The sequence below is a fragment of the Duganella rhizosphaerae genome, from assembly GCF_040364205.1.
Taxonomy (GTDB): Bacteria; Pseudomonadota; Gammaproteobacteria; order Burkholderiales; family Burkholderiaceae_D; genus Rugamonas; species Rugamonas rhizosphaerae.
Map to the genome: position 1 here is coordinate 110,321 of NZ_BPWK01000015.1, position 24,332 is coordinate 134,652.

At 64.5% G+C, this 24,332-nt stretch carries 23 protein-coding genes; 13 read left to right on the forward strand and 10 right to left on the reverse strand.

Going from position 1 to position 24,332, the window contains the following annotated elements:
* Positions 1–235: 235 nt before the first annotated feature.
* Positions 236–3,157, forward strand: a complete 2,922-nt coding sequence (locus tag RUGAMON1_RS26020; protein ID WP_445233252.1) for a reprolysin-like metallopeptidase — start codon at positions 236–238, stop codon at positions 3,155–3,157.
* Positions 3,158–3,248: 91 nt separating this feature from the next.
* Positions 3,249–3,833 (forward strand): cohesin domain-containing protein, encoded by a 585-nt coding sequence (locus RUGAMON1_RS26025; RefSeq protein ID WP_445233253.1) that lies wholly within the window; start codon positions 3,249–3,251, stop codon positions 3,831–3,833.
* Positions 3,834–3,837: 4 nt separating this feature from the next.
* Here the strand turns inward: RUGAMON1_RS26025 and RUGAMON1_RS26030 are convergent, their stop codons facing one another.
* Positions 3,838–4,653 carry a substrate-binding periplasmic protein gene (locus RUGAMON1_RS26030; RefSeq protein ID WP_445233254.1) on the reverse strand — a complete coding sequence of 272 codons (816 nt, stop codon included), beginning with the start codon at positions 4,651–4,653 and terminating at the stop codon, positions 3,838–3,840.
* Positions 4,654–4,755: 102 nt separating this feature from the next.
* Here RUGAMON1_RS26030 and RUGAMON1_RS26035 point away from each other — a divergent pair, with 102 nt between their 5' ends.
* Positions 4,756–5,694: an alpha/beta fold hydrolase gene (locus tag RUGAMON1_RS26035; protein WP_445233255.1), complete on the forward strand. Its 939-nt coding sequence runs from the start codon at positions 4,756–4,758 to the stop codon at positions 5,692–5,694.
* Positions 5,695–5,775: 81 nt separating this feature from the next.
* Positions 5,776–6,516, forward strand: coding sequence for an alpha/beta fold hydrolase (locus RUGAMON1_RS26040; protein ID WP_445233256.1), 741 nt, complete (start codon positions 5,776–5,778; stop codon positions 6,514–6,516).
* On the opposite strand, the gene RUGAMON1_RS26045 is transcribed toward RUGAMON1_RS26040, so the two are convergent.
* Complete coding sequence (locus RUGAMON1_RS26045; RefSeq protein ID WP_445233257.1) at positions 6,517–7,887, reverse strand: YncE family protein; 1,371 nt, start codon at positions 7,885–7,887, stop codon at positions 6,517–6,519. It abuts the gene before it with no gap.
* Positions 7,884–8,285 carry a DUF305 domain-containing protein gene (locus RUGAMON1_RS26050; protein ID WP_445233258.1) on the reverse strand — a complete coding sequence of 134 codons (402 nt, stop codon included), beginning with the start codon at positions 8,283–8,285 and terminating at the stop codon, positions 7,884–7,886. The genes RUGAMON1_RS26045 and RUGAMON1_RS26050 overlap by 4 nt, the downstream gene beginning before the upstream one ends.
* A 134-nt stretch (positions 8,286–8,419) precedes the next feature.
* Here RUGAMON1_RS26050 and RUGAMON1_RS26055 point away from each other — a divergent pair, with 134 nt between their 5' ends.
* The 6 genes from RUGAMON1_RS26055 (at position 8,420) to RUGAMON1_RS26080 (ending at position 13,598) form a co-directional block, all read left to right on the forward strand.
* On the forward strand, positions 8,420–9,091 hold the full coding sequence (locus RUGAMON1_RS26055) for a heavy metal response regulator transcription factor (RefSeq protein WP_445233259.1): 672 nt from the start codon (positions 8,420–8,422) through the stop codon (positions 9,089–9,091).
* A complete protein-coding gene (locus RUGAMON1_RS26060; RefSeq protein ID WP_445233260.1) occupies positions 9,088–10,485 on the forward strand; it encodes a heavy metal sensor histidine kinase in 1,398 nt (465 codons plus the stop codon). The genes RUGAMON1_RS26055 and RUGAMON1_RS26060 overlap by 4 nt, the downstream gene beginning before the upstream one ends.
* Positions 10,486–10,590: 105 nt before the next feature.
* Positions 10,591–11,064: a VOC family protein gene (locus RUGAMON1_RS26065; RefSeq protein WP_445233261.1), complete on the forward strand. Its 474-nt coding sequence runs from the start codon at positions 10,591–10,593 to the stop codon at positions 11,062–11,064.
* A gap of 12 nt (positions 11,065–11,076) precedes the next feature.
* Entirely contained in the window at positions 11,077–11,490 is a 414-nt protein-coding gene (locus RUGAMON1_RS26070; RefSeq protein ID WP_445233262.1) for a YciI family protein, read from the forward strand.
* A 34-nt stretch (positions 11,491–11,524) separates the two neighbouring features.
* Positions 11,525–12,337 (forward strand): YciI family protein, encoded by an 813-nt coding sequence (locus tag RUGAMON1_RS26075; RefSeq protein WP_445233263.1) that lies wholly within the window; start codon positions 11,525–11,527, stop codon positions 12,335–12,337.
* Between the two features lie 31 nt (positions 12,338–12,368).
* Positions 12,369–13,598: an RNA polymerase sigma factor gene (locus tag RUGAMON1_RS26080; protein WP_445233329.1), complete on the forward strand. Its 1,230-nt coding sequence runs from the start codon at positions 12,369–12,371 to the stop codon at positions 13,596–13,598.
* Between the two features lie 10 nt (positions 13,599–13,608).
* Here RUGAMON1_RS26080 and RUGAMON1_RS26085 read toward each other — a convergent pair whose 3' ends face one another.
* From RUGAMON1_RS26085 to RUGAMON1_RS26095, 3 genes are all read right to left on the reverse strand, one after another.
* Positions 13,609–14,580 (reverse strand): hypothetical protein, encoded by a 972-nt coding sequence (locus RUGAMON1_RS26085; RefSeq protein ID WP_445233264.1) that lies wholly within the window; start codon positions 14,578–14,580, stop codon positions 13,609–13,611.
* Positions 14,577–16,016 carry an AAA family ATPase gene (locus tag RUGAMON1_RS26090; protein ID WP_445233265.1) on the reverse strand — a complete coding sequence of 480 codons (1,440 nt, stop codon included), beginning with the start codon at positions 16,014–16,016 and terminating at the stop codon, positions 14,577–14,579. The genes RUGAMON1_RS26085 and RUGAMON1_RS26090 overlap by 4 nt, the downstream gene beginning before the upstream one ends.
* Before the next feature lie 142 nt (positions 16,017–16,158).
* Entirely contained in the window at positions 16,159–18,843 is a 2,685-nt protein-coding gene (locus RUGAMON1_RS26095; protein WP_445233266.1) for a TonB-dependent receptor, read from the reverse strand.
* 287 nt (positions 18,844–19,130) lie between these two features.
* Here RUGAMON1_RS26095 and RUGAMON1_RS26100 point away from each other — a divergent pair, with 287 nt between their 5' ends.
* Complete coding sequence (locus RUGAMON1_RS26100; RefSeq protein WP_445233267.1) at positions 19,131–19,874, forward strand: GntR family transcriptional regulator; 744 nt, start codon at positions 19,131–19,133, stop codon at positions 19,872–19,874.
* On the opposite strand, the gene RUGAMON1_RS26105 is transcribed toward RUGAMON1_RS26100, so the two are convergent.
* The 4 genes from RUGAMON1_RS26105 to RUGAMON1_RS26120 all read right to left on the reverse strand — a co-directional run bounded on the left by RUGAMON1_RS26105 (position 19,841) and on the right by RUGAMON1_RS26120 (position 22,914).
* Positions 19,841–20,707, reverse strand: a complete 867-nt coding sequence (locus RUGAMON1_RS26105; RefSeq protein ID WP_445233268.1) for an alpha/beta hydrolase family protein — start codon at positions 20,705–20,707, stop codon at positions 19,841–19,843. The genes RUGAMON1_RS26100 and RUGAMON1_RS26105 overlap by 34 nt on opposite strands.
* Positions 20,700–21,296, reverse strand: a complete 597-nt coding sequence (locus RUGAMON1_RS26110) for a TetR/AcrR family transcriptional regulator (protein ID WP_445233269.1) — start codon at positions 21,294–21,296, stop codon at positions 20,700–20,702. Before RUGAMON1_RS26110 ends, RUGAMON1_RS26105 begins: the two co-directional genes overlap by 8 nt.
* 146 nt (positions 21,297–21,442) lie before the next feature.
* Positions 21,443–21,949, reverse strand: a complete 507-nt coding sequence (msrC, locus tag RUGAMON1_RS26115) for a free L-methionine (R)-S-oxide reductase MsrC (protein WP_445233270.1) — start codon at positions 21,947–21,949, stop codon at positions 21,443–21,445.
* A gap of 77 nt (positions 21,950–22,026) precedes the next feature.
* A complete protein-coding gene (locus RUGAMON1_RS26120) occupies positions 22,027–22,914 on the reverse strand; it encodes a LysR family transcriptional regulator (RefSeq protein ID WP_445233271.1) in 888 nt (295 codons plus the stop codon).
* Positions 22,915–23,003: 89 nt separating this feature from the next.
* Here RUGAMON1_RS26120 and RUGAMON1_RS26125 point away from each other — a divergent pair, with 89 nt between their 5' ends.
* The gene (locus tag RUGAMON1_RS26125) at positions 23,004–23,957 is read left to right on the forward strand and encodes an aldo/keto reductase (protein WP_445233272.1); all 954 of its coding nucleotides are present in this window, start codon (positions 23,004–23,006) and stop codon (positions 23,955–23,957) included.
* A gap of 209 nt (positions 23,958–24,166) precedes the next feature.
* On the forward strand, positions 24,167–24,319 hold the full coding sequence (locus tag RUGAMON1_RS26130) for a hypothetical protein (protein WP_445233273.1): 153 nt from the start codon (positions 24,167–24,169) through the stop codon (positions 24,317–24,319).
* The last annotated feature ends 13 nt before the right edge of the window (positions 24,320–24,332 follow it).

Here is a 24,332-nt window from a genome sequence, read left to right on the forward strand (position 1 = left end):
ACTTAAGTTGAAACTTTTGCATGTCTTGTTCACAACACATGAATGTTTCACTGGGCATATTTTTGCGTGGAAATGGATATGTTCAGAGTGAAATTGGCAGGCCACACAGGGAAAACAGACTTTTCGGATCAACAATAAAATTAAGGGTATAGCAGGCATGAAAATTTCAGTGAACCCGTCACCGACTCCCCGCCTCAAAAAGGCCGGGGCAACGCTGCGTCCTACCGCTGGACGCATGTTATTCGCCTTCATGGCGTTGGGCTGGACCATCTCCAGTTCCGCCGCCGTCATCGCCAAGGATGGACCGACCGCCAGCCAGGCCACCGGCGACTTCTGGCAGGACGTGGGCGCCGCCGGCGGCCGGACCGCACAGGCCGCCAACACGTCCGGCCCGCGCCGCTTCCACGCCGCCAGCCTGAACCGCAACGGCCTGAAGCAACTGGCCAAGTCGGCGCCGCTGGAGCACACCGACGCCGCCGCCGTCAGCCCGCTGATCATTTCCCTGCCGCACCCGGACGGCGGCTACCAGCGCTTCGCCATCGTCGATTCGCCGATCATGGAAGCCGGCCTGGCCGCCAAGCACCCTGAAATCAAGACCTATGCCGGCAAGGGCATCGACGATCCGAACGCCAGCCTGCGCATGGACATCACGCCGCTGGGCCTGCACGCCTCGGTGCGCACGCCGGCCGGCGCCTGGTATGTCGACCCGCAAACCGCGCTGGACGACAGCGTCTACAACAGCTATCACAGCCGCGACCTGGGCAACCGCCACGGCGCGCTGCGCGAAGCGCCGCTGACCGAGGCGCAGATCGCCCTGTCGCAGGGCTTCTACCACGCCGACGACAAGGTCGAAGTGCGCGGCGCCGGCTTCACGCCGGGCGCCTCGGTCACCGTGTCGGTGCGCAACGAAGGCGACAGCGGCACACGCCAGAGCGTGGTCGTCACCGCCGATGCGGAAGGGGTGATCAACACTTCGCTGGTGGCCGATCCGTCGCGCAACACCGGCGCCTTCGAAGTCAGCGCCACCGACGGCAACACCACCAGCACCGCGGCCTACCACGTGGTGGACGACCAGGTCGTGGCCGGCCCGACTTCCGGCAACCAGCTGCGCACCTACCGCCTGGCGCTGGTCACCGATCCGTCCTACGCCACCTATTTCGGCGGCTCGGCCAACGTGACGGCGGCCAAGGTCACGCTGATCAACCGGGTCACTCAGGTCTATGAGGACGAGACCGCGATCCGGCTGATGTTGATCAACAATACCGACGCCCTGAACCTGGACACCGCCGCGCAAATGACCGGCGCCAACGGTCCGTGCGGCGCCACCGCCTGCTTCAGCGCCAGCCAGGCCGCCAGCTGCGGCAGCGGCACGCTGTCGCGCAACCGCGTGGTCGCCGGCCTGCTGGCCGGCGCCCGCAACTTCGACGTCGGCCACATCGCGCTCGGCCTGAACGGCGGCGGCATCGCCAGCCTGGGCGTGGTCGGCGGCGGCAGCAAGGCCCAGGGTTGCACCGGCATCCCGACCCCGGTCGGCGACGCCTACGCGGTCGACTATGTGGCGCACGAAATGGGCCACCAGTTCGCCGGCAACCACACCTTCAACGGCGTGGTCGCCAATTGCTCGACCGGCAACCGCAACGGCGGCACCTCGGTGGAGCCGGGCAGCGGCTCGTCGATCATGGCCTACGCCGGCATTTGCGGCAGCGACGATCTGCAATCCCACAGCGACGCCTATTGGTCGCAGCGCAGCTTCGACGAGATCGTCACCTACACCTCGGGCGCGGAAAACAATATCAATGAAGTGCAGATGCTGGCGCTGACCAACTTCGGCGGCACCCAGCAATTCAAGCTGCGCTACAACGGCAATGATTCGGTGCCCATCGTCAACGGCAGCAACTACACCACCGCCGGCGTCAAGGCGGCCATCCAGGGCATCAGCGGCTGGCCAGCCGGCGCCACCGTCTCCGTCAGCTCGCTGAGCACCAGCGCGGCCACCATCACCTTCGGCGGCGCGCTGGCCGGCACCAAGGTCGACCTGCTGCAAGTGGTCGGTTGCAGCGGCGGCTGCAGCGCTTATGTCGGCGAGATCGCCGTCGGCGGCGCCACCAACCGTCGCGGGTCGCTGTCGTTCACCGGCAACACCACGCCGGTGGTGAGCGTGCCGGCCGGCTACACCATCCCGGTGCGCACGCCGTTCGCCCTGACCGGCAGCGCCACCGACGGCGAAGGCGACACCCTGACCTACCTGTGGGAGCAGAACGACGTCGGTCCGTCCTCCACCAACGCCGGCACCGGCTTGATCAGCAACAGCAAAGTCAACGGTCCGCTGTTCCGCCAGTTCGGCGTGCGCGCCGTGGTCAGCAACGACGACACCATCAAGTACGGTTCGCCGGGTGAAAACCACGCCAGCACCAATCCGACCCGCGTGTTCCCGGATATGGCGCAGATCCTGGCCAACAACACCAACGCCGAAACCGGCGCCTGCCCGGCCGCCGCCGCGACGCCGACCCCGGCCGACATCGAGTGCTACTCGGAGTTCCTGCCGACCGCCGACTACAAAGGGACCGGCGCCAACGCCAGCCCGGCCGCGCTGAACTTCCGCCTGACGGCGCGTGACGGCCGTGGCGGCGTCGGCAACGCCAGCACCAAGCTGGTGCTGGCGTCCAACGCCGGTCCCTTCCTGGTGACGTCGCCGAACACCGCGCTGTCGCTCGATGGCGGCTCGACCCAGACCGTGACCTGGAGCGTGGCCAACACCGACGTCGCGCCGGTCAACACCGCCAACGTGAAGATCTCGCTGTCCACCGACGGCGGCATCACCTATCCGTACACGCTGGCGGCCAGCACGGCCAACAACGGCAGCAAAGCGGTCACGCTGCCGCTGGTGGCCAGCAGCACGGCGCGCATCAAGGTGGAAGCGATCGACAACATCTTCTTCGATGTGTCGAACGCCAACTTCACGATCCGCCTGGTGGGCGATGTCAACGGCGACGGCGCCGTCAACTGCGACGACCTGGCGATCATCAAGGCCGCGCTGGGCAAACGCAGCGGCCAGGCCGGCTTCGATGCGCGCGCCGACCTGAACAAGGACGGCGTGGTCGATGCCCGCGACCTGGCAGCCGAGTCGCAACGCATAGCAGGCGGTTGCCGCCTGTAAGCCGCCACACACTAGCGGCGCCGCCGCCGGGGCATGCCCGGCGCGGCGCCGATGCAGAAATCTAAGCCCTGATGGGCAAAGGAAAATGAATATGTTGAGTTTGAATAAATGGAAATACCAGGCCGGCGCCGCGCTGCTGGCCGCCGCATTCGCCGCACCGTCGGCCTGCGCGGCCGATCCGGTGCTGAGCATCGTCGCCACCCCGTCGAGCGGCGTGGTGGGCTCGACCATCGAGCTGGACATCCGCCTCAGCGGCGTGGCGGACCTGTATGGCTACAACTTCTCGCTGGTGTTCAATCCGGCTTACCTGCAGGCGACCGGCGCCGGCGAGGGCGGCTTGCTGGGTTCCGACGGCGGCGCCACCGATTTCGGCGTGGCCGATGTGTCCGGTACTCCGGGCCTGGTGACCTATGTGTACGGCAGCAAGTTCGGTCCGGTGCCCGGCGTCAGCGGCAGCGGCAGCCTGGCGCACCTGAGCTTCAACGTGATCGGCGCCGGCACCAGCACGCTGAGCTTTACCGACACGGTGTTCCTGAATTCCAGCCTGGGGGACATCACGCCGCAGCTGGGCACGCAAACGCTGGTGACCACCGCCGTGCCGGAACCGCAGACCTACCTGATGCTGGGTGTCGGCCTGATCGGCCTGGCGGCGCTGCGCCGCCGTCAAGTCGGCTAATCGGCTAGTGTTTCACCGCGCTGCCGCCTTGCTGCGGCAGCGCTTCATACTTCTTCAGCAGTAGCGGCAGGCGCTTGCGGCCCTTGCTGCCCAGCCAGTTCCACATCTCGTCCACGGCGGCGCCGTGCGCGCCATAGTAGTCCTTGTTGACCATCAACCACAGCGAATGCGTACTGAGCGGCTGTTGCAGCCGCACCAGCTCCTTGCCGTGTTCGCGCGCCAGCAGTTCGTCCATATCGCCCGCCACGTTGAGCGACATGGCGACGGCATCGACCCGATTGCGTTTGAGCTTGTCGAAATTGCGGCGGGCGTCGGCGGCGCCGTCGTCCACCTGCATGCCGGCCGCGCGCAGCTCGCCGGCGAACGATACGCCGTGGGACACGCCGACCCGGCGTCCGCGCAGGAAGCCGTTCAGGTCCGCGCTGGCCGCCGCCCGGTCCGCCGCGCGCACGATGATCACCGTGGTGTATTGCAAGCCGCGCGCGGGATCGGGCCGGCCCTGGCTGTCGAGCGGATAGACCACCGACGGCAGCCCGGCCGGCGGCGTCGCCAGCGCGGTGGCGTCGATCTGGCCGGCGTTCACCGCCAGCAGCAGGCGCGCGGTCGGCAGGCGCACCAGTTCGGTTTTGCAGCCGGCGTGCGCGGCCATCTCGTTCAGCAGTTCCACGCTGGCGCCGGGCGCGGCCGGCACGCTGTCGGCGCCGATGAAATAGGGCGGCGCGTTTTGCGAGGTGTAGCCGATGCGCAGTATGCAGGCCCGGGCGCCGGCGGCCGGCGTCAGCAGGAGGAGCAGGGTGAGGGCGGGGATCGATAGGCGCATCAAATTCATAAATTGTGAATGATTAGTTGATGTCCGGCGTATTGATGATCGTTAGTGTGAAACATATAGTGACTGCACCAACCCACCACTCAGGAGCCTAACATGAACACCACCGCCACCATTATCCGCCGCAGCCTGGTCGCCGCCGCCCTCGTATTGAGCACCGGCCTGGCCGCCGCGGCCGCCGCGCCGATCGACGTCAAGGTCGACGGCTTCGCCGACAAATATGCGCAAGTCAACGGCGTCAAACTGCACTACAAGATCGGCGGCCAGGGCAGCCCGGTCGTGCTGCTGCACGGCTATGGCCAGACCGGCCACATGTGGACGCCGGCCATGGCCGAACTGGTCAGGCACCATACCGTCATCGTCCCCGACCTGCGCGGCGCCGGCGGCTCGGACAAACCGGCCGGCGGCTACGACAAGAAAACCATGGCGGTCGATATCCATGAACTGGTCAAAGGCGTCAGCAGCGAGCCTGCCGCCGTGGTCGGCCACGACATCGGCCTGATGGTGGCCTACGGCTACGCCGCCCAGTTCCCTGCCGACACCAGCAAGCTGGTGCTGATGGACGCCTTCATTCCCGGCGTCGGCGACTGGCGCAACGCCTTCCCGGCCAAGGCCGTGTGGCACTTCCACTTCTACGGCGAAACGCCGCTGGCGCTGGTGCAGGGCCGCGAACGGATCTACTTCGAACACTTCTGGAACGACTTCTCGGCCGACAAGACCAAGTCGGTGAAGGAGGCGGACCGCAAGCTGTACACGGCGGCCTACGCGCAGCCGGGCGGCATGCGCGCCGGCTTCGCCTACTTCAGCGATTTCGAACGCGACGCCGCCGACTTCGGTCCGATGTCGCAGGCCAAGCTGACCATGCCGGTGCTGACCTTGGCCGGCCAGTACTCGGCGGGCGAATTCCTCGGCAAGCAGGTCGGCACGGTGGCGACGAATGTGAAGAGCGTCATCGTCCAGGGCTCGGGCCACTGGCTGATCGACGAGGCGCCGGAACAAGTGGTGCCGGCGCTGGTGGAGTTCATCGATTTGTAATCCGTTTGTAATGCCGGCGTCATGTCCGGGTCAGGGGGCGGTTTCTATACTGGGTTTTTTAACCCGAGAGGAAACCGCACCATGATCAAACCTACCCTTCTTGCCGCCGCAGCGATGCTGGCGGCGAATGTCGCCCTGGCCGCGCCGTCGGTCCACAACGTCGTGCTGGTGCACGGCGCCTATGCCGACGGCTCGTGCTGGAACGACGTCATCGCCCGCCTGCAAAAGGCCGGCATGCATGTCACTTCGGTGCAGAATCCCCTGACCTCCCTGGCGGACGACGCCGAAGCCACGCGCCGCGCGCTGGCCTTGCAGGATGGCCCGACGATCTTGGTCGGCCACTCGTGGGCCGGCACCGTCATCAGCGAGACCGGCAACGATCCGAAAGTGGCGGCGCTGGTCTACCTGGCCGCGCGCGCGCCGGACGTGGGCGAGGACTACGGCGCCTTGGCCGCCAAATTCCCGGTCCCGCCGGCGGCGGCCGGCCTGGTGAAATCGCCGGACGGTTACGCGCAACTGAACGAGCAGGCATTTGTGCGCGACTTCGCCGGCGACCTGGATCCGGCCAGGGCGCGCGTGCTGTACGCATCGCAGGGACGCATCTCGCAAACGCTGTTCGCATCGCGCACCACGCAGGCGGCATGGCGGAACAAGCCAAGCTACTACGCGGTATCGCAGGACGACCGCACCACCTCGCCGGAGCTGGAGCGCTTCGTCGCCAAACGCATGGGCGCGAAGACCATCGAACTGGCGTCCAGCCACGTGTCGATGATCTCGCACCCGGACGAGATAGCGAACCTCATCCTCGAAGCAGCCAAATAACTACAGCGCGCTGACCAGCACCGCGGTGCTGGCGCCGGCCTCCGTCACGGACAGGTGGTCGGCGCGCACCGCGGCATCGCTGGCGGCTTGCGTACGCACCGGTCCTATCATCGTGCCGTTGGCCATGCCGGCGTCGTTGGTGCGGAAGCTGCCCAGCGGCGCGGCCTGGCTGCCGACCGTAACGTTATAAACCGTATTCGGCTTCAGCTTGTACAGGAACACTTCCATCGCATCGACCACGCCCAGGTTGCGCACCACGGCGAAACCCTTGCCTTCGCCGGCGGTGGCTTTGAACGGGATGTTGTGCGCATCCTGGTTCACGCGCGGCGCCAGGTTGGAGCGGTCGTCCGCCGACGGCGCCACCTTCGACAGGTACACCAACGCCTGCGGCGCCTGTCCGCCGGGCATGGTGGCGATGACCTGGTTGCTGGCGCTGTCGACCACCTGCACGCCGTCGCCGTTTTCCAGGCCGACGTAGAGGCGGCTGCTGTCGTCCGAAGTCCAGATCCCGTGCGGCAGCGCGCCGGTTGGTATGGTCGCCAGCAGCCTGGCCTGCTGGCCGGTGCTGTAGACCTTGACCACGTTCTCGCCACCTACCGTCACGTAGGCGCGCACCTCGCCGCCGACGGTGGCGAAGGCCAGGTGGTTGGTGATGAAACCGGTGTCGATCACGCCCGTCACTTCCAGCGTTTTGGTGCTGATGCGGGTGACCTTGCCGACGTCCTTGTGCGTCATCCACATCTCGCCATGGTCGGGCGTGAATTGCAGGAAGGGCGAGAACGGACTGGCCACGCCGATGCGCTTGATGACGGCGTACGTGGCAACGTCGATCACGTCAACCGTCGGCGTAAAGCTCGACACCACGAAGGCCAGCTTGCCGTCCGGGTGGAACAGCACCATGCCGGGACCGAGGTCGGTCTGGATGCGGCGGGTTTCTTTGTAAGTGGCCGGATCGATGACGGAGATATAGTCCTCGCCGCGCACCACCACCCAGACTTCCTTGCCGTCGGCGCTGAAGAAGCCTTCGTGCGGCGAACGCCCGACGTAGGTCTTGCCCTTGACCCTGTTGGTCGCGGTGTCGATGAAGGTGACCGAGTTGGAGCCGTTGGCAATGGCGATCAGCGTCTTGTGGTCCGGCGAGAAGCCCAGGCCGTGCACATTGATCTCGCCGCGATACAGCGGCGACAGCACGTCCGGCCGCGCGTTGCCCAGCTTGATCTGGCCCAGCAGCGTATTGCTGGCGGGGCTGAACACGGAAATGGTGTTGGTGTTCTGGTCCGCCGTGTAGACGCGGTCCAGCGGCGATGGCGCAGCGAAGGCAGAGGCGGACGCCGACAGCAGCGTGGTGATCGTCAAAGCGATGGTCTTCATTGTTTCTCCTTGGTGGTGTGGCGTTGCAGCCAGGCCTGCATCACCTTGATCTCGTTCTGCTGCTCGGCGATGATGCCGAGCGCCAGATTGCGCAGCTCAGGGTCCTGGGTGTAGAGCAGCAGGGCCTTGGCCATGTCGACCGCGCCCTGGTGGTGCGGGATCATCATGGTGACAAAGTCATGCTCGCTGACGCCGTTCATCGGCGCCTGCTTCATGCCGGCGTCCATCACCGCCATGGCGTCCTCCATCAAGGCATCGAAGGACTTGGCGGTGCTGGCGACGAATGCCGGCGGCGTGGCGGCGCCGGCGTCGGCATGGTGATGGTGATCCTGCGCGCCGGCATGGGCTGCCGCCAGCGCCAAGGCAAAAGCGGCGGCGCCACGGAATGCATAGGCCATGATATGGTTCCTCGTTGGGTATCGAAGCAGCCAGTCTGGGGGCGCGCCGCTGACGGCAAGATGACGTGCAAATGACAGATTTGTAATCCAAACGGCCATGTAAAAGGCCGACAATGCCGCATCTGGGGGACATCATGAAGATACTGGTGGTAGAGGACGAGCCCAAGGCGGGCGCCTATCTGGTCAAGGGCTTGCAGGAATCCGGCTATGTGGCCGACCTGGCGCGCAACGGCGTCGACGGCCTGGCGCTGGCGCTGGAACACGACTACGACCTGATCGTGCTGGACGTGATGCTGCCGCAGATGGACGGCTGGGCGGTGCTGGCCAGGCTGCGCGAACGCAAGCAGACCCCGGTGCTGTTCCTGACCGCGCGCGACGACGTGGCCGACCGCGTCAAAGGCCTGGAGCTGGGCGCCGACGACTACCTGGTCAAGCCCTTCGCCTTCGCCGAGCTGCTGGCCCGCGTCAAGACGCTGATGCGGCGCGGCCCGGTGCGCGAGATGGAGCTGATCCGCATCGCCGACCTCGAGATCGACGTGCTGCGCCGCCGCGTCACGCGCCACGGCGACCGCATCGAGCTCACCGCCAAGGAATTCGCGCTGCTGCACCTGCTGGCCAAACGCCAGGGCGAGGTGCTGTCGCGTACCCAGATCGCGTCGATGGTGTGGGACATGAACTTCGATTCCGACACCAACGTGGTCGACGTGGCGATCCGCCGCCTGCGCGCCAAGGTCGACGACCCCTACGCCGACAAGCTGGTGCAGACCGTGCGCGGCATGGGCTATCTGCTGGAGGCTCGCTCGTGAGGCAGGGCCGGCGCCCGCTGTCGCTGACCTTGCGGGTGGCGCTGCTGCTGTCGGCGGTCGCGGTGGCGGCCTTCCTGGCGGCCGGCGCCTACCTGTACACGACGCTGGCGCGGCAGATGGCCAACCGCGACGACGTGGAACTGATCAACAAGGTGACGCAGATCCGCCGCATCATCGCCGGCCTGCCGTCGCCGCAGGCGATCGCGCAAGACCAGCGGCCGCTGATGGAAACCCTGTCCGGCCACGACGACTTCATGCTGCGCGTGAACGGGCCGGATGGCGCGGCGCTGCTGCAATCGGCGCGCACCTCGCGGCCGCTGCCGCGCGTCGACAGCGTGCCGGCCCAGCGCGCGCTGACACTCGACGACATCCACGACTGGACGCCGGAGGTCGGCGTCGGCCGCATGGTCAGCGCGGCCGGGCAGGTGGGCGGCGGCGAGACGGTGCGCATCACGCTGGCGCGCGAGCGCTCCGACCGCCTCAAGATCCTGCGCAGCTATGTCGCCGACCTGCTGGTGGCGTTGTGCGGCGGCGCGCTGCTGGCCATCCTGCTCGGTTACGCCATCGTGCGCCACAGCATGCGCCAGCTGCGCAGCGTGATCGCCAAGGCCAACGACATCAATGCCAACCGTCTCAATACCCGGCTGTCGGTGGGGGACGCGCCGGTGGAGCTGCGTGAAATGGGCGAGGCCTTCAACGCCATGCTGGACCGGCTGGAGGACGGCGTACAGCGCCTGTCCGGTTTTGCCGCCGACCTGGCGCACGACCTGCGCACGCCGGTCAACACGCTGATGGTGGAAACCCAGGTGGCCTTGGCGCGGCCGCGCACGGCGGAGGAATACCAGGCGCTGCTGGCCTCCAACTCGGAGGAATACGAGCGGCTGGCGCGCATGATCGAAAACACCCTGTTCCTGGCGCGGGTGGACAACGCCCAGCTGGCCGTGCAGCGCGAGCCGCTGGAGCTGCGCGCCGAACTGCTGCGCATCCACGACTACTTTGAAATTCTGGCCGACGACGTCGGCGTGCGGCTGGAGGTAGCGGCGCCGGCTATCGAAGCGCAACTCGATCCGGTGCTGCTGCAGCGCGCGGTCGGCAACCTGGTGTCGAACGCGCTGCGCTACACGCCGGCCGGCGGCGCGATACGGCTGACGGCGCGGCGCAGCGGGCAGGGCATCGAGCTGGCGGTCGCCAACACCGGCCCCGGCATCGCGCCCGAACACTTGCCGCATATCTTCAACCGTTACTACCGCGCCGACGCCGCCCGTTCAGGACAGGCCCACTCGGCGGGACTGGGTCTGTCCATCGTGCGCGCCATCATGGCATTGCATGGTGGCAGCGTCCGGGTCGAGAGCGAGGAAGGGGCCAGCACCACGTTTTTCCTGCTGTTTAAATAATTTTAAAAAAATCTAAAAATATTTGTCGATTTGACGGGTGCTGCTTCGTCGTGGAGGTAGAGTGAGCATTCTCACTCGCCCCAACCCCACATAAAGGAGAGCATCATGACTGCAAAAGTAGATCCGATTCCAGAAGGCATGCACAGCGTCACCCCTCACCTGGTCGTCGACGGCGCGGCAGACGCCATCGAGTTCTATAAAAAGGCGTTCAAGGCCACCGAGACCGCGCGCATCCCCGGCCAGAACGGCAGGCTGATCCACGCGGCCGTCCGCATCGGCGACTCCACCGTCATGCTGGTGGACGAGTTCCCCGACTTCGGCAACCTCGGCCCCAAGAAGCTGAACGGCAGCCCGGTCACGCTGCACATCTACGTGCCCGATGTGGACGCCACCTACGCCCAGGCGATCGCCGCCGGCGCCACCGAGAAGATGCCGCCGGCGGACATGTTCTGGGGCGACCGCTACGGCCAGGTCACCGACCCGTTCGGCCACGTCTGGTCGATCGCCACCCACACCAGGGACATGACCCCGGAGGAAATGGACGCGGCGATGAAACAGCAAATGCCCAACTGCGGCTAACCGGAGAGCACCATGCGTTTCATGATTATCGTTAAAGCCACCGAGGATTCCGAGGCGGGCAAGATGCCGAGCGTCGAGCTGATGACCGCGATGGGCGCGTTCAACGAAGAACTGGTCAACGCCGGCGTGCTGCTGGCCGGCGAGGGCGTGCATCCCAGCTCCAAGGGCGCGCGCATCCTGTACGACGGCCCCAAGCGCACCGTCATCGACGGCCCGTTCGCCGAGACCAAGGAATTGATCGCCGGTTTCTGGCTGCTGCAGGTGAAATCGAAGGAGGAGGCCATCGAGTGGATGAAGCGTTGCCCGAATCCGTTCGACACGCCGTCGGAAATCGAAATCCGCCAGGTGTTCGAGATGGAGGATTTCGGCGAGGTCGCCACGCCGGAGCTGGTCGCGCAAGAAGAGGCCTTGCGCGCCCGCATGTGATGCTGCTACCTTAGCGAAAACCAAGGAGTATGCGATGGAATTCATGATACTGCGCCGCGCCAACCAGAGCACCGAACGTGGCCAACAGCCGCCCGCGCTGGAACCGGGAACCTTTCTCAAACCCAGCACGGAGGCGGTGCGCCTGCTGCGGCGCGACGGCGAGTGGAGCCTGCTGCACGGGCCGTTCGCGCCCAGGGAGCTGGTGGCCGGCTTCACGCTGATCGAGGCCGAATCGAAAGAGGACGCCATCGAACAGGTGCGCTGGTGGCCCCTGTTCGACAGCGGCGCAGTGTATGAAATCCGCGACGCCGGTTGCCCCGGCAACTGCCTCGGCTTCGACGAACGCGGCACGGCGGTGGGCACGCTGCCGCGCCGCGACGAAGCCTTGACGCGCTATGTGATCTTCATCCGTTCCGATGCCGACCTCGAGGCCGACCTGGTGCCGCCGCCGGAAGTCATCGACGTGATGAACGCCTACAACGAGGCGGGCGTGCAGCAGGGCGTGCTGCTGGCGGGCGAGGGCCTGATGGCCAGCGCCTCCGCCACGCGCATCCATTTCGCCAACTCGAAGACCTCGGTGGTCGACGGTCCGTTCGCCGAAGTCAAGGAACTGATCGCCGGCTACTGGATGGTGCAGGCGGCCTCGCTTGACGAGGCCATCGCCTGGGCCAAGACCTATCCCTATCCAAGTCCCGGCGACCTGACGCTGGAGATACGCGAAGCCTGCGAGCGCATCGCCCACCAGGAATTTACGCCGGAAATGCGCGCCGCCGAAGAGCGCCTGCGCGCCGAGCTGCTGGAGAGCGGCCTGCGCGAAGCCTTCAGGAAGAAAGCCCGTGGCGGCTGACGTCCCCAGGATCGTCGAGGCGGTATGGCGGATGGAGTCCGCCAAGATCATCGCCGTGCTGGCGCGCATGCTGCGCGACGTCGGCCAGGCCGAGGAGCTGGCGCAGGACGCGCTGGTGATGGCGCTGGAGCGCTGGCCGGAAAGCGGCGTGCCGGACCAGCCGGCCGCCTGGCTGACCACGGTCGCCAAGAACCGCGCGCTGGACGTGCTGCGCCGCCGCCAGCTGCACCAGGAAAAGGAAGCCGAGCTCACCTACGAAATCGAAGGTGTGCTGCAGGACGCCGCGCCCAACCTCGACGCGGCCGTGGCCGACGCGCTGGAAAACGACATCGGCGACGACCTGCTGCGGCTGGTGTTTGTGGCCTGCCACCCGGTGCTGCCGACCGACGGCCGCGTGGCGCTGACCCTGCGCATGCTGGGCGGCCTGAGCACGGAAGAAATCGCCCGCGCCTTCCTGGTGCCGGAAGCGACGGTGGCGCAGCGCATCGTGCGCGCCAAGCGCACGCTGGCCGAGGCGAAAGTGCCGTTCGAGGCGCCGCGCGCGCACGAGCTGGTGGAGCGGCTGGCGTCGGTGCTGCAAGTGATCTACCTGATCTACAACGAAGGCTATTCCGCCAGCGCCGGCGCCGACTGGATGCGGCCGGCGCTGTGCGAGGAAGCGCTGCGGCTGGGCCGCATCCTGGCCGAGCTGGCGCCGGACGAGCCGGAAGTGCACGGCCTGGTGGCGCTGATGGAGATCCAGTCCTCGCGCGCCCGCGCCCGCGTGGGACCGAAGGGCGAACCTATTTTGTTGCTGGAGCAGGACCGCGCGCGCTGGGACCAGCTACTGATACGGCGCGGCCTGGCGGCGCTGGCGCGCGCCGAGCAGACCGGGCGTGGACTTGGCTCCTACGGCGTGCAGGCGGCCATCGCGGCCTGCCATGCGCGTGCGCGGCTGGCAGCCGATACCGACTGGCAGCGCATCGCCGCGCTGTACGACGCGCTGGCGCAGCTGACGCCGTCGCCGGTGGTGGAGCTGAACCGCGCGGTGGCGCTGGCGATGGCCTTCGGGCCGGCGGCCGGGCTGGAAGTGGTGGATGGCTTGATGGATGTGGCGGCGCTGAAGCACTACCACCTGCTGCCCAGCGTGCGCGGCGACTTCCTGTCCAAGCTGGGACGCCATGACGAAGCGCGCCACGAATTCGAACGGGCCGCGCAGCTGACGCAGAACGAGCGCGAACGCACGCTGCTGCTGGCGCGCGCGGCGGCCCAATCGCATTAGGCCGATCTATCTAAGACCACCGCTTTACTGAGGCATGATAGATGTCGCGCTCCATCTTCCCGGTCGGGGCATGTTTGTACTCTTCGCTGTCGTTTGGATCGAAACTTAGCACGTCGACGTCCCGCGGTAGCCCTAGCTGATTGCACATCTGGCTGCGGCTGCTTTGATTCATATTGGTCGATTCTCGCTTGATGTCGCGCGCTATCTTTAGAGCGTGGCCAATATATGGCTGATATCGGGAAGACAGCTTGAAGGTCTTGAGTGCATTTTTCGACTTTTTGTCGTCTCTATCGACGCACAAAGTAATCCTGTACAGCTCCCGGCAATCTCGCATGTTGTACGCTAAAACATCGTCCTGCTTGCTAGGATCGGTGATACTTAAAGCGAACCGGATGCTCTCATTGTCAGCATGTGGATGTAAATGCGGAATCAAGTAGAAATTCTTGTTGTGTTTGAAGCCAGTACCGTTACATTGAGCGCAGCAGGGAATCAAATTTCCCAGCGACAGACCAAGAAAGGGGTAGCGGGACTGGGAATAGTAGTGATCAAGCTGGGGCCGGTATTCGTCGTCCAGTAAATCGGGGGCGGCCATTTCCGTGCCATGGATATGGCAATAGGGACAAACCTTCCACTTCATCTTTTCGCATAGCCGATAGGCATTCCATCCTATCGTATCTTTGTCGGAAAACTCTTCGTATTTGAATATTGATTTAAAGAGTTGCATGGATTTGGTGCGCAGGTCTGTCTTTTTCGGAAATTTCTTTTCGAAGTGTGCGATCAGACAGCTGAAATCAGTACGATAAGGACTGGCGATGATATGTCGGCTGCCCGTGATGAATTCCAGCACAGCGCGCCGCTGCGGCAGGCTTTGCAAGATGGGCTTGCTGAACCAATCTTGAATATAGGCGTCCATGCATGCATTAACGTAGGCGATATGTGCGGTTTGAGCGCCATCCCAGATTCCGAAGGTGTTGATAATCATTGGGTCTTTTTGTATGCCGCTAGAATACTGTTCGCTATGGCCTGATCACCTATCTCTTCGATCAGTTTAATGTCAAATGGGTCAAGATTTCCGCTCTTGGCCTTTTGATGCAGGCGGCGGATATGATTTGCCGCGTGTTCACCGATGGAGTTTGATTGAAAGGACATGAAAATAATGTCGTCAAGCTCCGCGCCAAATGTCTTTGCATCGAGCTTGGGTTGGTCAAGATTCTGAACCATGCAGGCTGGAACATCGCTGGCGAGTATCGGGGAATGTGAGGCCAGCATGACCTGCACGCACTTGAAGGATAATTTCTTACGCAGGCTTGACAGATAGTCGGTCAGCAAGGCTATATAACGTCGTTGCCAATCCAAGTGCAGGAAAGCGTCGCCTTCGTCGATCAAGATCAGCAGATTGGAAATTTTTCGATCAGCGAGCGTTTGTGCAGCGCTACCTATCTGGGTGAACTGGTCTATGAGCGACAGCATCCCCGAACTTAGGCCCTCCCAATGCAGCTCAACGCAGGTTTCAGCTGCGAGTATGCTCTTGTATTTGTTATGAGAGGTAATCTCGAAGCTGAAATGCGTATCTCCCGGCGCCGGATATTGCTCTATGTCACCATCTTCGCCGGTAATGTAGCGCAAGGTGGATTTGCAGACTTGATCATACTGCTGCGGGCTCCTGTTCCAGGTGTTGCTGTCGTGGATCATGCCCTGCTCGTGCAAAATGAAGTACAACAGGTTTCCAACGTCGTCATCCAACTCTGCAATTTTCTGCAAGGCGGCGAGGCTGATTTGCCGACAGTGCCTGTGCTGGTTGTCCAACGAGCGGGCCAATTCCGCGAAAAATCGCTCATAAAAATCGTGTATTGCGCGGTTTTGCTCCGTGTCAAACATTAAATCGAAACTGAAGCTATCAAGCGGCCCATTCTGCAACTGCAACAATTCCTCTTGCAGGACTGGGTCGGCAAGCTCTATGGGTAATTTCAATAGAAAAGGGACAAACAGCTGTTTGATGCGATTGTGATCGTAGCCGACGGTTGCTTTCAAGCGAGTTGGTTTTCCCAGCTTCCGAGCGATCTCGCGGAAAAGCTCTATCGACTTGATTTTGCGTTTTTCGCTCCAAGTTGGAGAGGCGTCGATCAGGATTTTGTTTTGCTTGAAATGCTTACGGTACGGCAGAGCGGTATAGTAGATAACGCCATGCGAAGAGCGATCATCGCCTCCGTCGGAAGTCCATCGAATGCTCCCGGATGCGGCTTCTGACCATTCATTTGCCACCATCTGGGCCGCATTCACTAATGCGCTCGTCTTCCCGGAACCATTTGTTCCAATCAGAAGGTTGAATGAATCGACGCTGAAAATCTGTGAGAAAAATCTAACTTCTTGTATGCCGAAATTTAGTTGCGTGTGGCCATACGTGATGGATTCGATCATGAAAAGGCTCAAGGTTGGTATATCTCTAATATACCGCCGAAGCGATAAATTATCTAGATGTTAAGCCGCCCTAATAAAAAAAGCTGGCCCCACGGGAGTGAGGGCCAGCAAACCTTGGTACAACCTCTTTACAACCTTGCGATTACAGCTTGGCGCGCAGACCCAGGTAGAAGGTGCGGCCGTTCGAGTAGAACGCGCGCGGCTGGTCAGGCGTTTCCGCGTACATCTTGATGGTGGTGTTGGTCAGGTTCAGCGCGTCGAAGGTGATCGACAGCTGCTCGTTGATCTTGTAGTTCAACGAGCCCGCCAGGTTGCCCGCGCCCTTCACGTGCTGGCTGGCGCCACGGTCGACGCCGGCCTTGTAGCTGGAACGGTAGTTGTACGCCAGGCGAGCGCTGAACTTGGCATCCTCGTAGAAGCCGGTGATGTTGTAGGTGCTCTTCGAGGAGTTCAGCAGCTCGGTGCCGTCGGCCAGCTTGCCGTCGGCGTAGGTGTAGTTGGCCAGCACGCCGAAGCTGTTGAACAGCGGCTGCTGGTAGCTCAGCTCCACGCCCTTGTTCTTGCCGCTGGTGTTGAACGGCGACGTGATCTGGTACACGGTCTGCTTGTTCTGCTTGTTGTTGAAGAAGGTGCCGGACGTGGTGCCTTGCGCCACCACCGAGACCAGGTCCATGTAGAACAGGCCGGCCGACAGCGAGGACTTCGGCGCGAAGTACCATTCCGCGCTGACTTCGGCGTTGTTGGAACGGACCGGGTCGAGCTTGGCGTTGCCGCCGCTGCCGCTGAGCGCATCGTCGTTCAGCGATACCGAGCCGCCCAGCGCGCTGTAGTCGGGACGCGACATCGCCCGCGCCAGGGCGGCGCGCACCACCAGGTCCTGGTTCAGGTCGAACTTGACGTTCGCGCTAGGCAGCACGTCGTTGTAGGTGCGTTCGAACGCGGTCGGGGTGTAGGGGCCGAAGGCCGAACCGGTGATCGGTGCGGAGCCGCCGGCCAGGTTGACGATCGACGTCTGCTTGGTGCGGATGCCGCGCACGCCGGCGTTGCCGCTCCAGCCGTCGCCGGCCAGGTTGGCCATGCCGTAGATCGCGGTGGTTTTTTCGTTGACCTTGAATTCGTCGGTCCAGTTGTGGCGCAGCGTGTAGTCCAGCAGGCGGTTGCCCGGCACCGCGCCCCATGCGCCCAGCGCCGCGCCGTCGTAGCGGAAGTAGGCCGACGACAGGTTGCCGCCCAGGTTGGAGGCGAAGTCGCTCGGATACTGCTCGCCATTCCACACCGGGCCGGGATTGCTGAAGCCCAGCGGACCCGGGCGGGTTTCCAGCGGATGCTCGGCGCTGCGTTTGTGGTCGGTGAAGCGGACGCCGAACTTGACCGAATCGAACACGCCTTCGCTGATGCGCAGCTCGCCGTCCAGTTGGGCGTAGTGTTCCTTGTCAATCGATTGCGCCTCGCCGCCGCCGGCCCAGGCGGTGCTGCCGGGCTTGGTGGTCACGCCGCCGGGGTAGGACACGTTGGCCGGGCTCAGGCCGTTCAACTGGTAGGTCATGCCGCCGCTGACGTTGTTCTGGTAATAGACGTCGCCGTGGTCCCAGCCTTCGCCGTGGGTCAGGCCGGCCTTGCCGCTGAAGGTCAGGTCCTGCGTGGCGCGGTAGCGGAAATTGAAGTCGGCGTAGTAGGCTTCGCCGCCCGCGTCCGGACGGTAGATGTTGTCGACCTCGCCCGAATTGCTGGCGAAGCTGGCGCCGGTGACGGTGCCGTTCTTGGTGACGACGTTGGTCGGCAGCAGGTTGTCGCGATTGAAGGAGTTGGCGGGCGCCGCCAGCCAGTTGGTGTTCTGGTGCGGTGCGCTCAGCTTGGAGTAAAAGCCGTTGACGTCCAGCGTCAGTTCCTTCGACGGCTTGAACTCGGCGTCGAAGGCGCCGCCCTCGCGTTTTTTCTTTTGCTCGAACAGCGAGGCGCCGATGAAGGTTGGCACGCGCAGGCCGGCCAGCGCCGGATTGGCCTTGGCGGCGGCGCTGTCGGCGGCCACCGTGGCGTAGCCCAGCACTTCCTGGCCGTCGCGGCGCACGCTGGTTTTTTCGGAGAACGCCTGCACCAGCACGCCGGCGGTGTTGGTGTCGTTCTTCCAGGCGAACAGGCCGGAGAACTGCGGCTCGGTCTTGCTGGACAAGTCGTTGTACACCGCCTGCACCGACGCTTCCAGCGTCAGCGCCTTCTTGAATTCCAGCGGACGGCGGGTGATGACGTCGATGGCGCCGGACACGCCGCCCTCGACCAGGTCGGCGGTCTGCGATTTGTGCACCACGACCGAGCTGACCAGCTCGGACGGCAGCAGCGAGAAACTGCTGGAGCGGCCGACGTTGCCGCCGAACTGGTTCAATACGAACCAGTCGCCGGTGCTGATGGCGTGGCCGTTGAACAGGGTTTGTTGCAGGGACGGGCTGGTGCCGCGCAGACTGACGCGGTCGTTCTCGCCGAAGCCGCCTTCACCGCCGGCCGACGACTGGATGTTCACGCCGGGCAGGCGCTGGATGGCGTCGGCGACGTTTTTGTCCGGCATCTTGCCGATGTCTTCGGCGGTCACCACTTCCACCACCGAGTCGGCGTTGCGCTTTTGCTTCAGCGACTGTTCCAGGGCGGCGCGTACGCCCGAAACGGTCACGATGGACGACGGGGTGTCGGCATTGGCAGGCGGCGTCGCCTGTTGCGCCATGGCCGGCGTTGCGTAGACGGCGGCGGCGATCATCATGCCGACGGCGGCGGCGATCGGTGTCAGGCCGGTGCGGGCCGAGGTAGCGTTGCTTGCTGCGTGCTGTCGAAACGTCATTGCAAATCTCCAAAATGGCCCAGGACGGGCCTGTTCACTTCTTGTGATGATGAATCTCTCGCAAGATTCCCCCTTGCAAACCAAACAACCAAACCAGTTCGATGCCAATATACTGTAAACAATGATACCAAAGCGCTACCAGTTGTGAAAATAAAGGTGGCTGTGGTGTTTTTTAGACAAAAAATCGCTTAATATTCACCTGTTTGGTGCGAAATGTTAAAAATACTTCAAGACGGCCGTTAAATTTTGGTACTTAATTGGTACTAGTGCGTGGCAAAGGGAATCGTATGGTGACATTGACCAACATCATGAAAGTGCTCAGCGATACCAGCAGCCTGCCGCTGTATCACCAGCTGCAGCGCGCCTTGCGCGAGGCCATCGCCCAGCGCGTGCTGTTGCCGGACGACGCCCTGCCACCGGAGCGCAAGCTGGCCAGCGATTTGAACGTGTCGCGGCTGACGGTGCGCAAGGCGCTCGACGGGCTGGTGGCGGAAGGCTTGCTGGTGCGGCGTCCCGGTTCGGGCAACTTCATCAACCACACCCGCATCGAGCAGAATTTTTCCAAGCTCAGTTCATTTTCCGAGGACATGCGGGCGCGCGGGCGCCAGCCCGGCAGCACCTGGCTGGAGCGCAGCGCCGGCGCCGCCACCAGCGAGGAGGCGGCGCGGTTGCGCATCAGCCCGGGCGAACGGGTGTACCGCTTTCACCGCATCCGCTTTGCCGACGACACGCCGATGTGCGTGGAATACGCGACCGTGCCGGCCGACTGCCTGCCGTCGCCGGAGTCGGTGGACAAGTCGATGTACGAGGCGCTGAACCGCAGCGGCAACCGGCCGGTGCGGGCCATGCAGCGGCTGTCGGCCTTGCTGTTGAGCGCGGAGCAGGCGCGCCTGCTGGAGGCGAAGGAGGCGGATGCGGGACTGGCCGTCGAACGTTTGGGCTTCCTGTCCGACGGCCGGGTGGTGGAGTTTTGCCGCTCGTATTTCCGCGGCGACGCCTACGATTTCGTGGCGGAGCTCAGCTCGGTCTGAAACCAGCCCAGCGCGTCTTCCCACAGCGGCTGCGCCTTGGCCTTGAAGTAGCCCATGTGGCCGATGGCGCCGATGCCGGCGCGGGCCGGATCGATGGTCACGCGGGTGACGCGGGCGTTGCGGTAGCCGGCCATGAAGGCGTCGCGCGAGGCCGGGCCCGCCCACAGGTCGTCCAGCGAGTTGAGCGCCACCACCGGCGTGCGCACCCGGTCGTAGCTGCTGCGGATGCCTGTCATCTTGGGATCGTCGAAGAAGTAGTGCGGATAGCGGCACCAGTTTTTCCATTGCCGGTACACGCCCAGCGGCAAGTCCTCGCCCATGCCCAGCTTGCTCCACGCCAGATAGCCGTGCCAGCGCGTCAGCAGCGGGCCGAGCAGATTCCAGGTGAACCAGACCTTGACCCGTTCCAGCGGCGGCATCCAGCCGTGCCAGCCGGCGCTGGTGCCGAACAGATAGCTGGCGGCGATCTTGTGCTGGTTGGGCAGCAGTCCGAGCGCATGGCCGCCGTAGGAGTGGCCGACCAGCAGCAGCGGTACGTCGCCGCCGGCCATGTGCTCGACGGCGGCGGCCAGGTCGAGCCGGCCCCAATCCAGGTAATCCACGGCGAAGCCCTTCAGTGTGGCCGGCCTGGACAGGCCGATGCCGCGATAGTCCAGGGTCAGCACGCGGTAGCCGCGCGCGGCGGCGAACTGGGCGAAGCGGCGGTAGTAGCCTTGCGGCACGCCGGTGGCGCTGGCCACGATCAGGTGGGCCAGCGTCTCGCCGGCGGCGGGGTAGAGCGTGGCGACGATGGGGTAGCCGTCGGCCGCCTGCAGGGTAAGCTGTTCAGTCATCGGCGTGATCATTGCGGTGTCCTTGTAGTTGAGCGCGCAGCAGCGGCAACAGGGTGGCGCTGACCAGTTCCATCGGCGCCACGCTGCCGGCCACGCGCGCTTGCAGCAGCGCCCCTTCGTAGGCGGCGACGATCAGCGCGGCCAGGCCGGCGGCGTTGGCGATGCTGCCGGACGCTTCGAAGGCGAGCGCCAGCCGGGCGCGGATGGCGGCAAAGCCGTCGGCCAGCGCCTGGCGGATGGCGACGTCCTCGACCGACGATTCCAGCGCCACCGTGGCCAGCGGGCAGCCGCGCTGGAAGCCGCTGGCGGCCAGCTGCTGTTGGGCGCGGGCGATCCACAGTTCCAGCGCCGCCACCGGATCGGCGCCGGGCAAGAGTTTGTCGAGCAGGGCGCGCAGATCGGCCACTTGTTGTTCGATGGCCGCCACCGCCAGCTCGGCCTTGCCGCCGGGGAAATGGTGGTACAGGCCGCCCTTGGGCGTGTCGGCGGCCGCCAGGATTTCGCTCAGGCCGACGCCGTGCAAGCCTTTGTGCTGCAGGGCGTTGCCCATGGCGCGGATGAGCCGGTCTCGGGTGGGGAGTGTGGTCATGTGGGCAATGTACAGACCGGTCGGTCTGTTGGCAAGCAAAAAATCGGGGTCAGATCTGACATTCGGACACGAGCTCTGCCGTAGTATTTGTTACGGCAGAGCTCGTGTCCGAATGTCAGATCTGACCCCAGGGTTGCTATGTTTGCTTAGGCCAGCGTGGCTTCGAGGATCTTGACCAGCATCTCGATGCCGTCGGCGTCGGTCTGGTCGAAGCGGTTCGGCAGCGGGCTGTCGAGGTCGAACACGCCGACGATCTCGCCGTCCACGCCGCGCACCGGCACCACCAGCTCAGAACGCGAGTTGACGTCGCAGGCGATGTGCCCCGGGAAGGCGTGCACGTCCGCCACGACGATGGACTTGCCCTCCACCACGGTGGTGCCGCAGACGCCGCGGCCCTTCTTGATGCGGATGCAGGCCGGCTTGCCCTGGAACGGTCCCAGCACCAGCTCGTCGCCTTTGAGGAAGTAGAAACCGGCCCAGTTCAGGCCAGGCATGCTGTTGAACACCAGCGAGCTGAAGTTGGCGGTATTGGCGATCAGGTCGCTTTCGCCGTGCACCAGGCCGGTCAGCTGCGAGCGCAGGTCGTCGAACATGGCGCGTTTGGCTTCGGGAGTGTCGGTGCCGTAGGCGGTGTCGCTGAGGGTGAAAGTCATGATGATCTTTTAAGAAAAATTTTCCAGGACGATATGGTAGCCGTTTCCAGGTCAAGCTGCTGTGGATCGGCCCAGGACTAGCCCAGCGTCTCGCTCGCCAGCCGGCGCAGCAGGGCGGCGGCCGGGTGGCCTTCGGCAACGATCAGGCCCAGGCCGGCGGCCAGTTCGTCGCCTTCCTTCAGCTTGCGGTAGGACACGCCGCTGCGGCTGATCGCCGCGAACGAAGTCGGCAGCAGCGCCATGCCCTTGCCGGCCGCGACGTCGCTGAGCAGCACATGGTGGTCGTGCGGCTCGCGCAGGAAGCGCGGCGCGAAGCCGTGCTTGCGGAACACCGCGTGGCTGTGGTCGAAGAAGGCCGGCTGGCGCGCCCGCTCGAACCAGTACACCGGCTGATCTTGCAGGTCGGCCAGCGCCAGGCTGCGGCGCCTGGCCAGCGGATGGCGGCTCGACAGCGCCACCAGGGTCGGCTGTTTGCCCAGTTGCAGCACCGGCAGGTCGAAGGTCTTGGTCGGCAGCGCGATGATGGCCGCGTCCAGCCGCCGCGCGCGCAGGCGGGCGACCAGGCGCGGCGAGGCGTCGAACACGGTGTCCAACGCCGCGCCGTGGCCGCCGAGCTCGGCCGAGACGCCGTCGGTGAAGGCGCGGTACAGGTCGGACTCCATCGACGACGTCATGCCCAGCCGCAGCCGCATGGCGGGCTGGCGCGCCTGCAGCGCCTGTTCGGCCTGGTCCAGCAGCGCCAGGATGCGCAGCGCGCGCGGCAGCAGCTCGGTGGCGGCCGGCGTCAGCGCCACGTGCTGGGTGTCGCGCTCGAACAGCTTGACGCCGAGGCGCTCCTCCATCTGCCGCACCGCGCGGCTCAGCGGCGGCTGCGTCATGTGCAGCTGTTCGGCGGCCTGACGGAAATTCAGGCACTGGGCGACGGCGACGAACATCTGTAATGCGTTGGTATCGAGTTTTCTCATGATACTAAAAAGGTATCACGTTTTTGCACATTCCGCCCGCCGCGCACAGTGGCTAGACTCTGCCCCATCGACCAACAACGGAGTTGAGCATGAAGAAATTATCGGGTTTGGGTTTTGGCTGCATGGGCATGTCGGAGTTCTACGGCGCCACCGACGACGCGCAATCGCTGGCCACGCTGGAGGCCGCCTACGAGGCGGGCGTGACGCTGTTCGACACCGCCGACTCCTACGGCGCCGGCCACAACGAAGAGCTGCTGGGCCGCTTCCTGCGCGGCAAGCGCGAACAGGTGACCTTGGCCACCAAGTTCGGCCTGGTGCGCAAGGCCGGCAACTACGAGCGCCGCATCGACAACTCGCCGGCCTACATCCGCGCGGCCTGCGAGGCCTCGCTGCGCCGGCTGGATATCGAGCATATCGATTTATACTATATGCACCGTTTGAACCTGGCGGAAACCCCGCTGGAGGAATCGATGGAAGCCCTGGCGCAACTGGTCCGCCAGGGCAAGATCGGCGGCATCGGCCTGTGCGAAGTGTCGCCCGCCACCTTGCGCCGCGCCGCCGCCGTGCATCCGGTGGCCGCCGTGCAAAGCGAATACTCGCTGTGGACGCGCGATCCGGAAGACGGCGTGCTGCAAGCCTGCCGCGAAGTGGGCGCGGTGTTCTGCGCCTACAGCCCGCTGGGCCGCGGCTTCCTGACCGGCAAAGCGGTGCCGCTGGAAGAGGGCGACTTCCGCAAGTTCAGCCCGCGCTTTGCCGAGGAAAACCTGGCCGCCAACCAGCGCATCGTCGACATCGTGCGCGAGATCGCCGCCGACAAGGGTTGCACGCCGGCGCAGCTGGCGCTGGCCTGGCTGCTGGCGCAGGGCGACGACATCGTCCCCATCCCGGGAACCAAGCGCATCCCTTACATGCTGGAGAACCTGGGCGCGCTGCGCGTGCAGCTCAGCGCGGAGGAGCTGGTCCGCATCGGCGCGGCGCTGCCGCCCGGTATCGCCGCCGGCGCGCGCTATCCGCAGGAAGGCATGAAGGGACTCAACTCGTAGCCACTCCTAACGACTCCTAGCCGTTTTCCGAGACACTCCTACGATGGTTGTAGGCAGTCTCCGATGGCGTGCGCGCGCTGCTCGCGATACTCTGGTGGCAGTGCGCTGCGGCTTGCCCGTCCAGCGATTTGTTGAGCACAAAAAACGGATTACCTATGTCAACCAGAAAAAAGAACGCCGTCCTACCGCGTCAGGGAAAGCAGGGAGTGTTGTCCAGGGAAGTAAAGACCTTGCCATACGGGCCACCAAGGCTGTCGCCGCACATCGAGGCCATGCTGAAGATCGGCGAGGAGCACGTCATCATCAATCAGGAGGTCGATGAGAACATCGGATTCATGACGGAATATATCGACGCCATTTGAGCTTGGTGCGTTG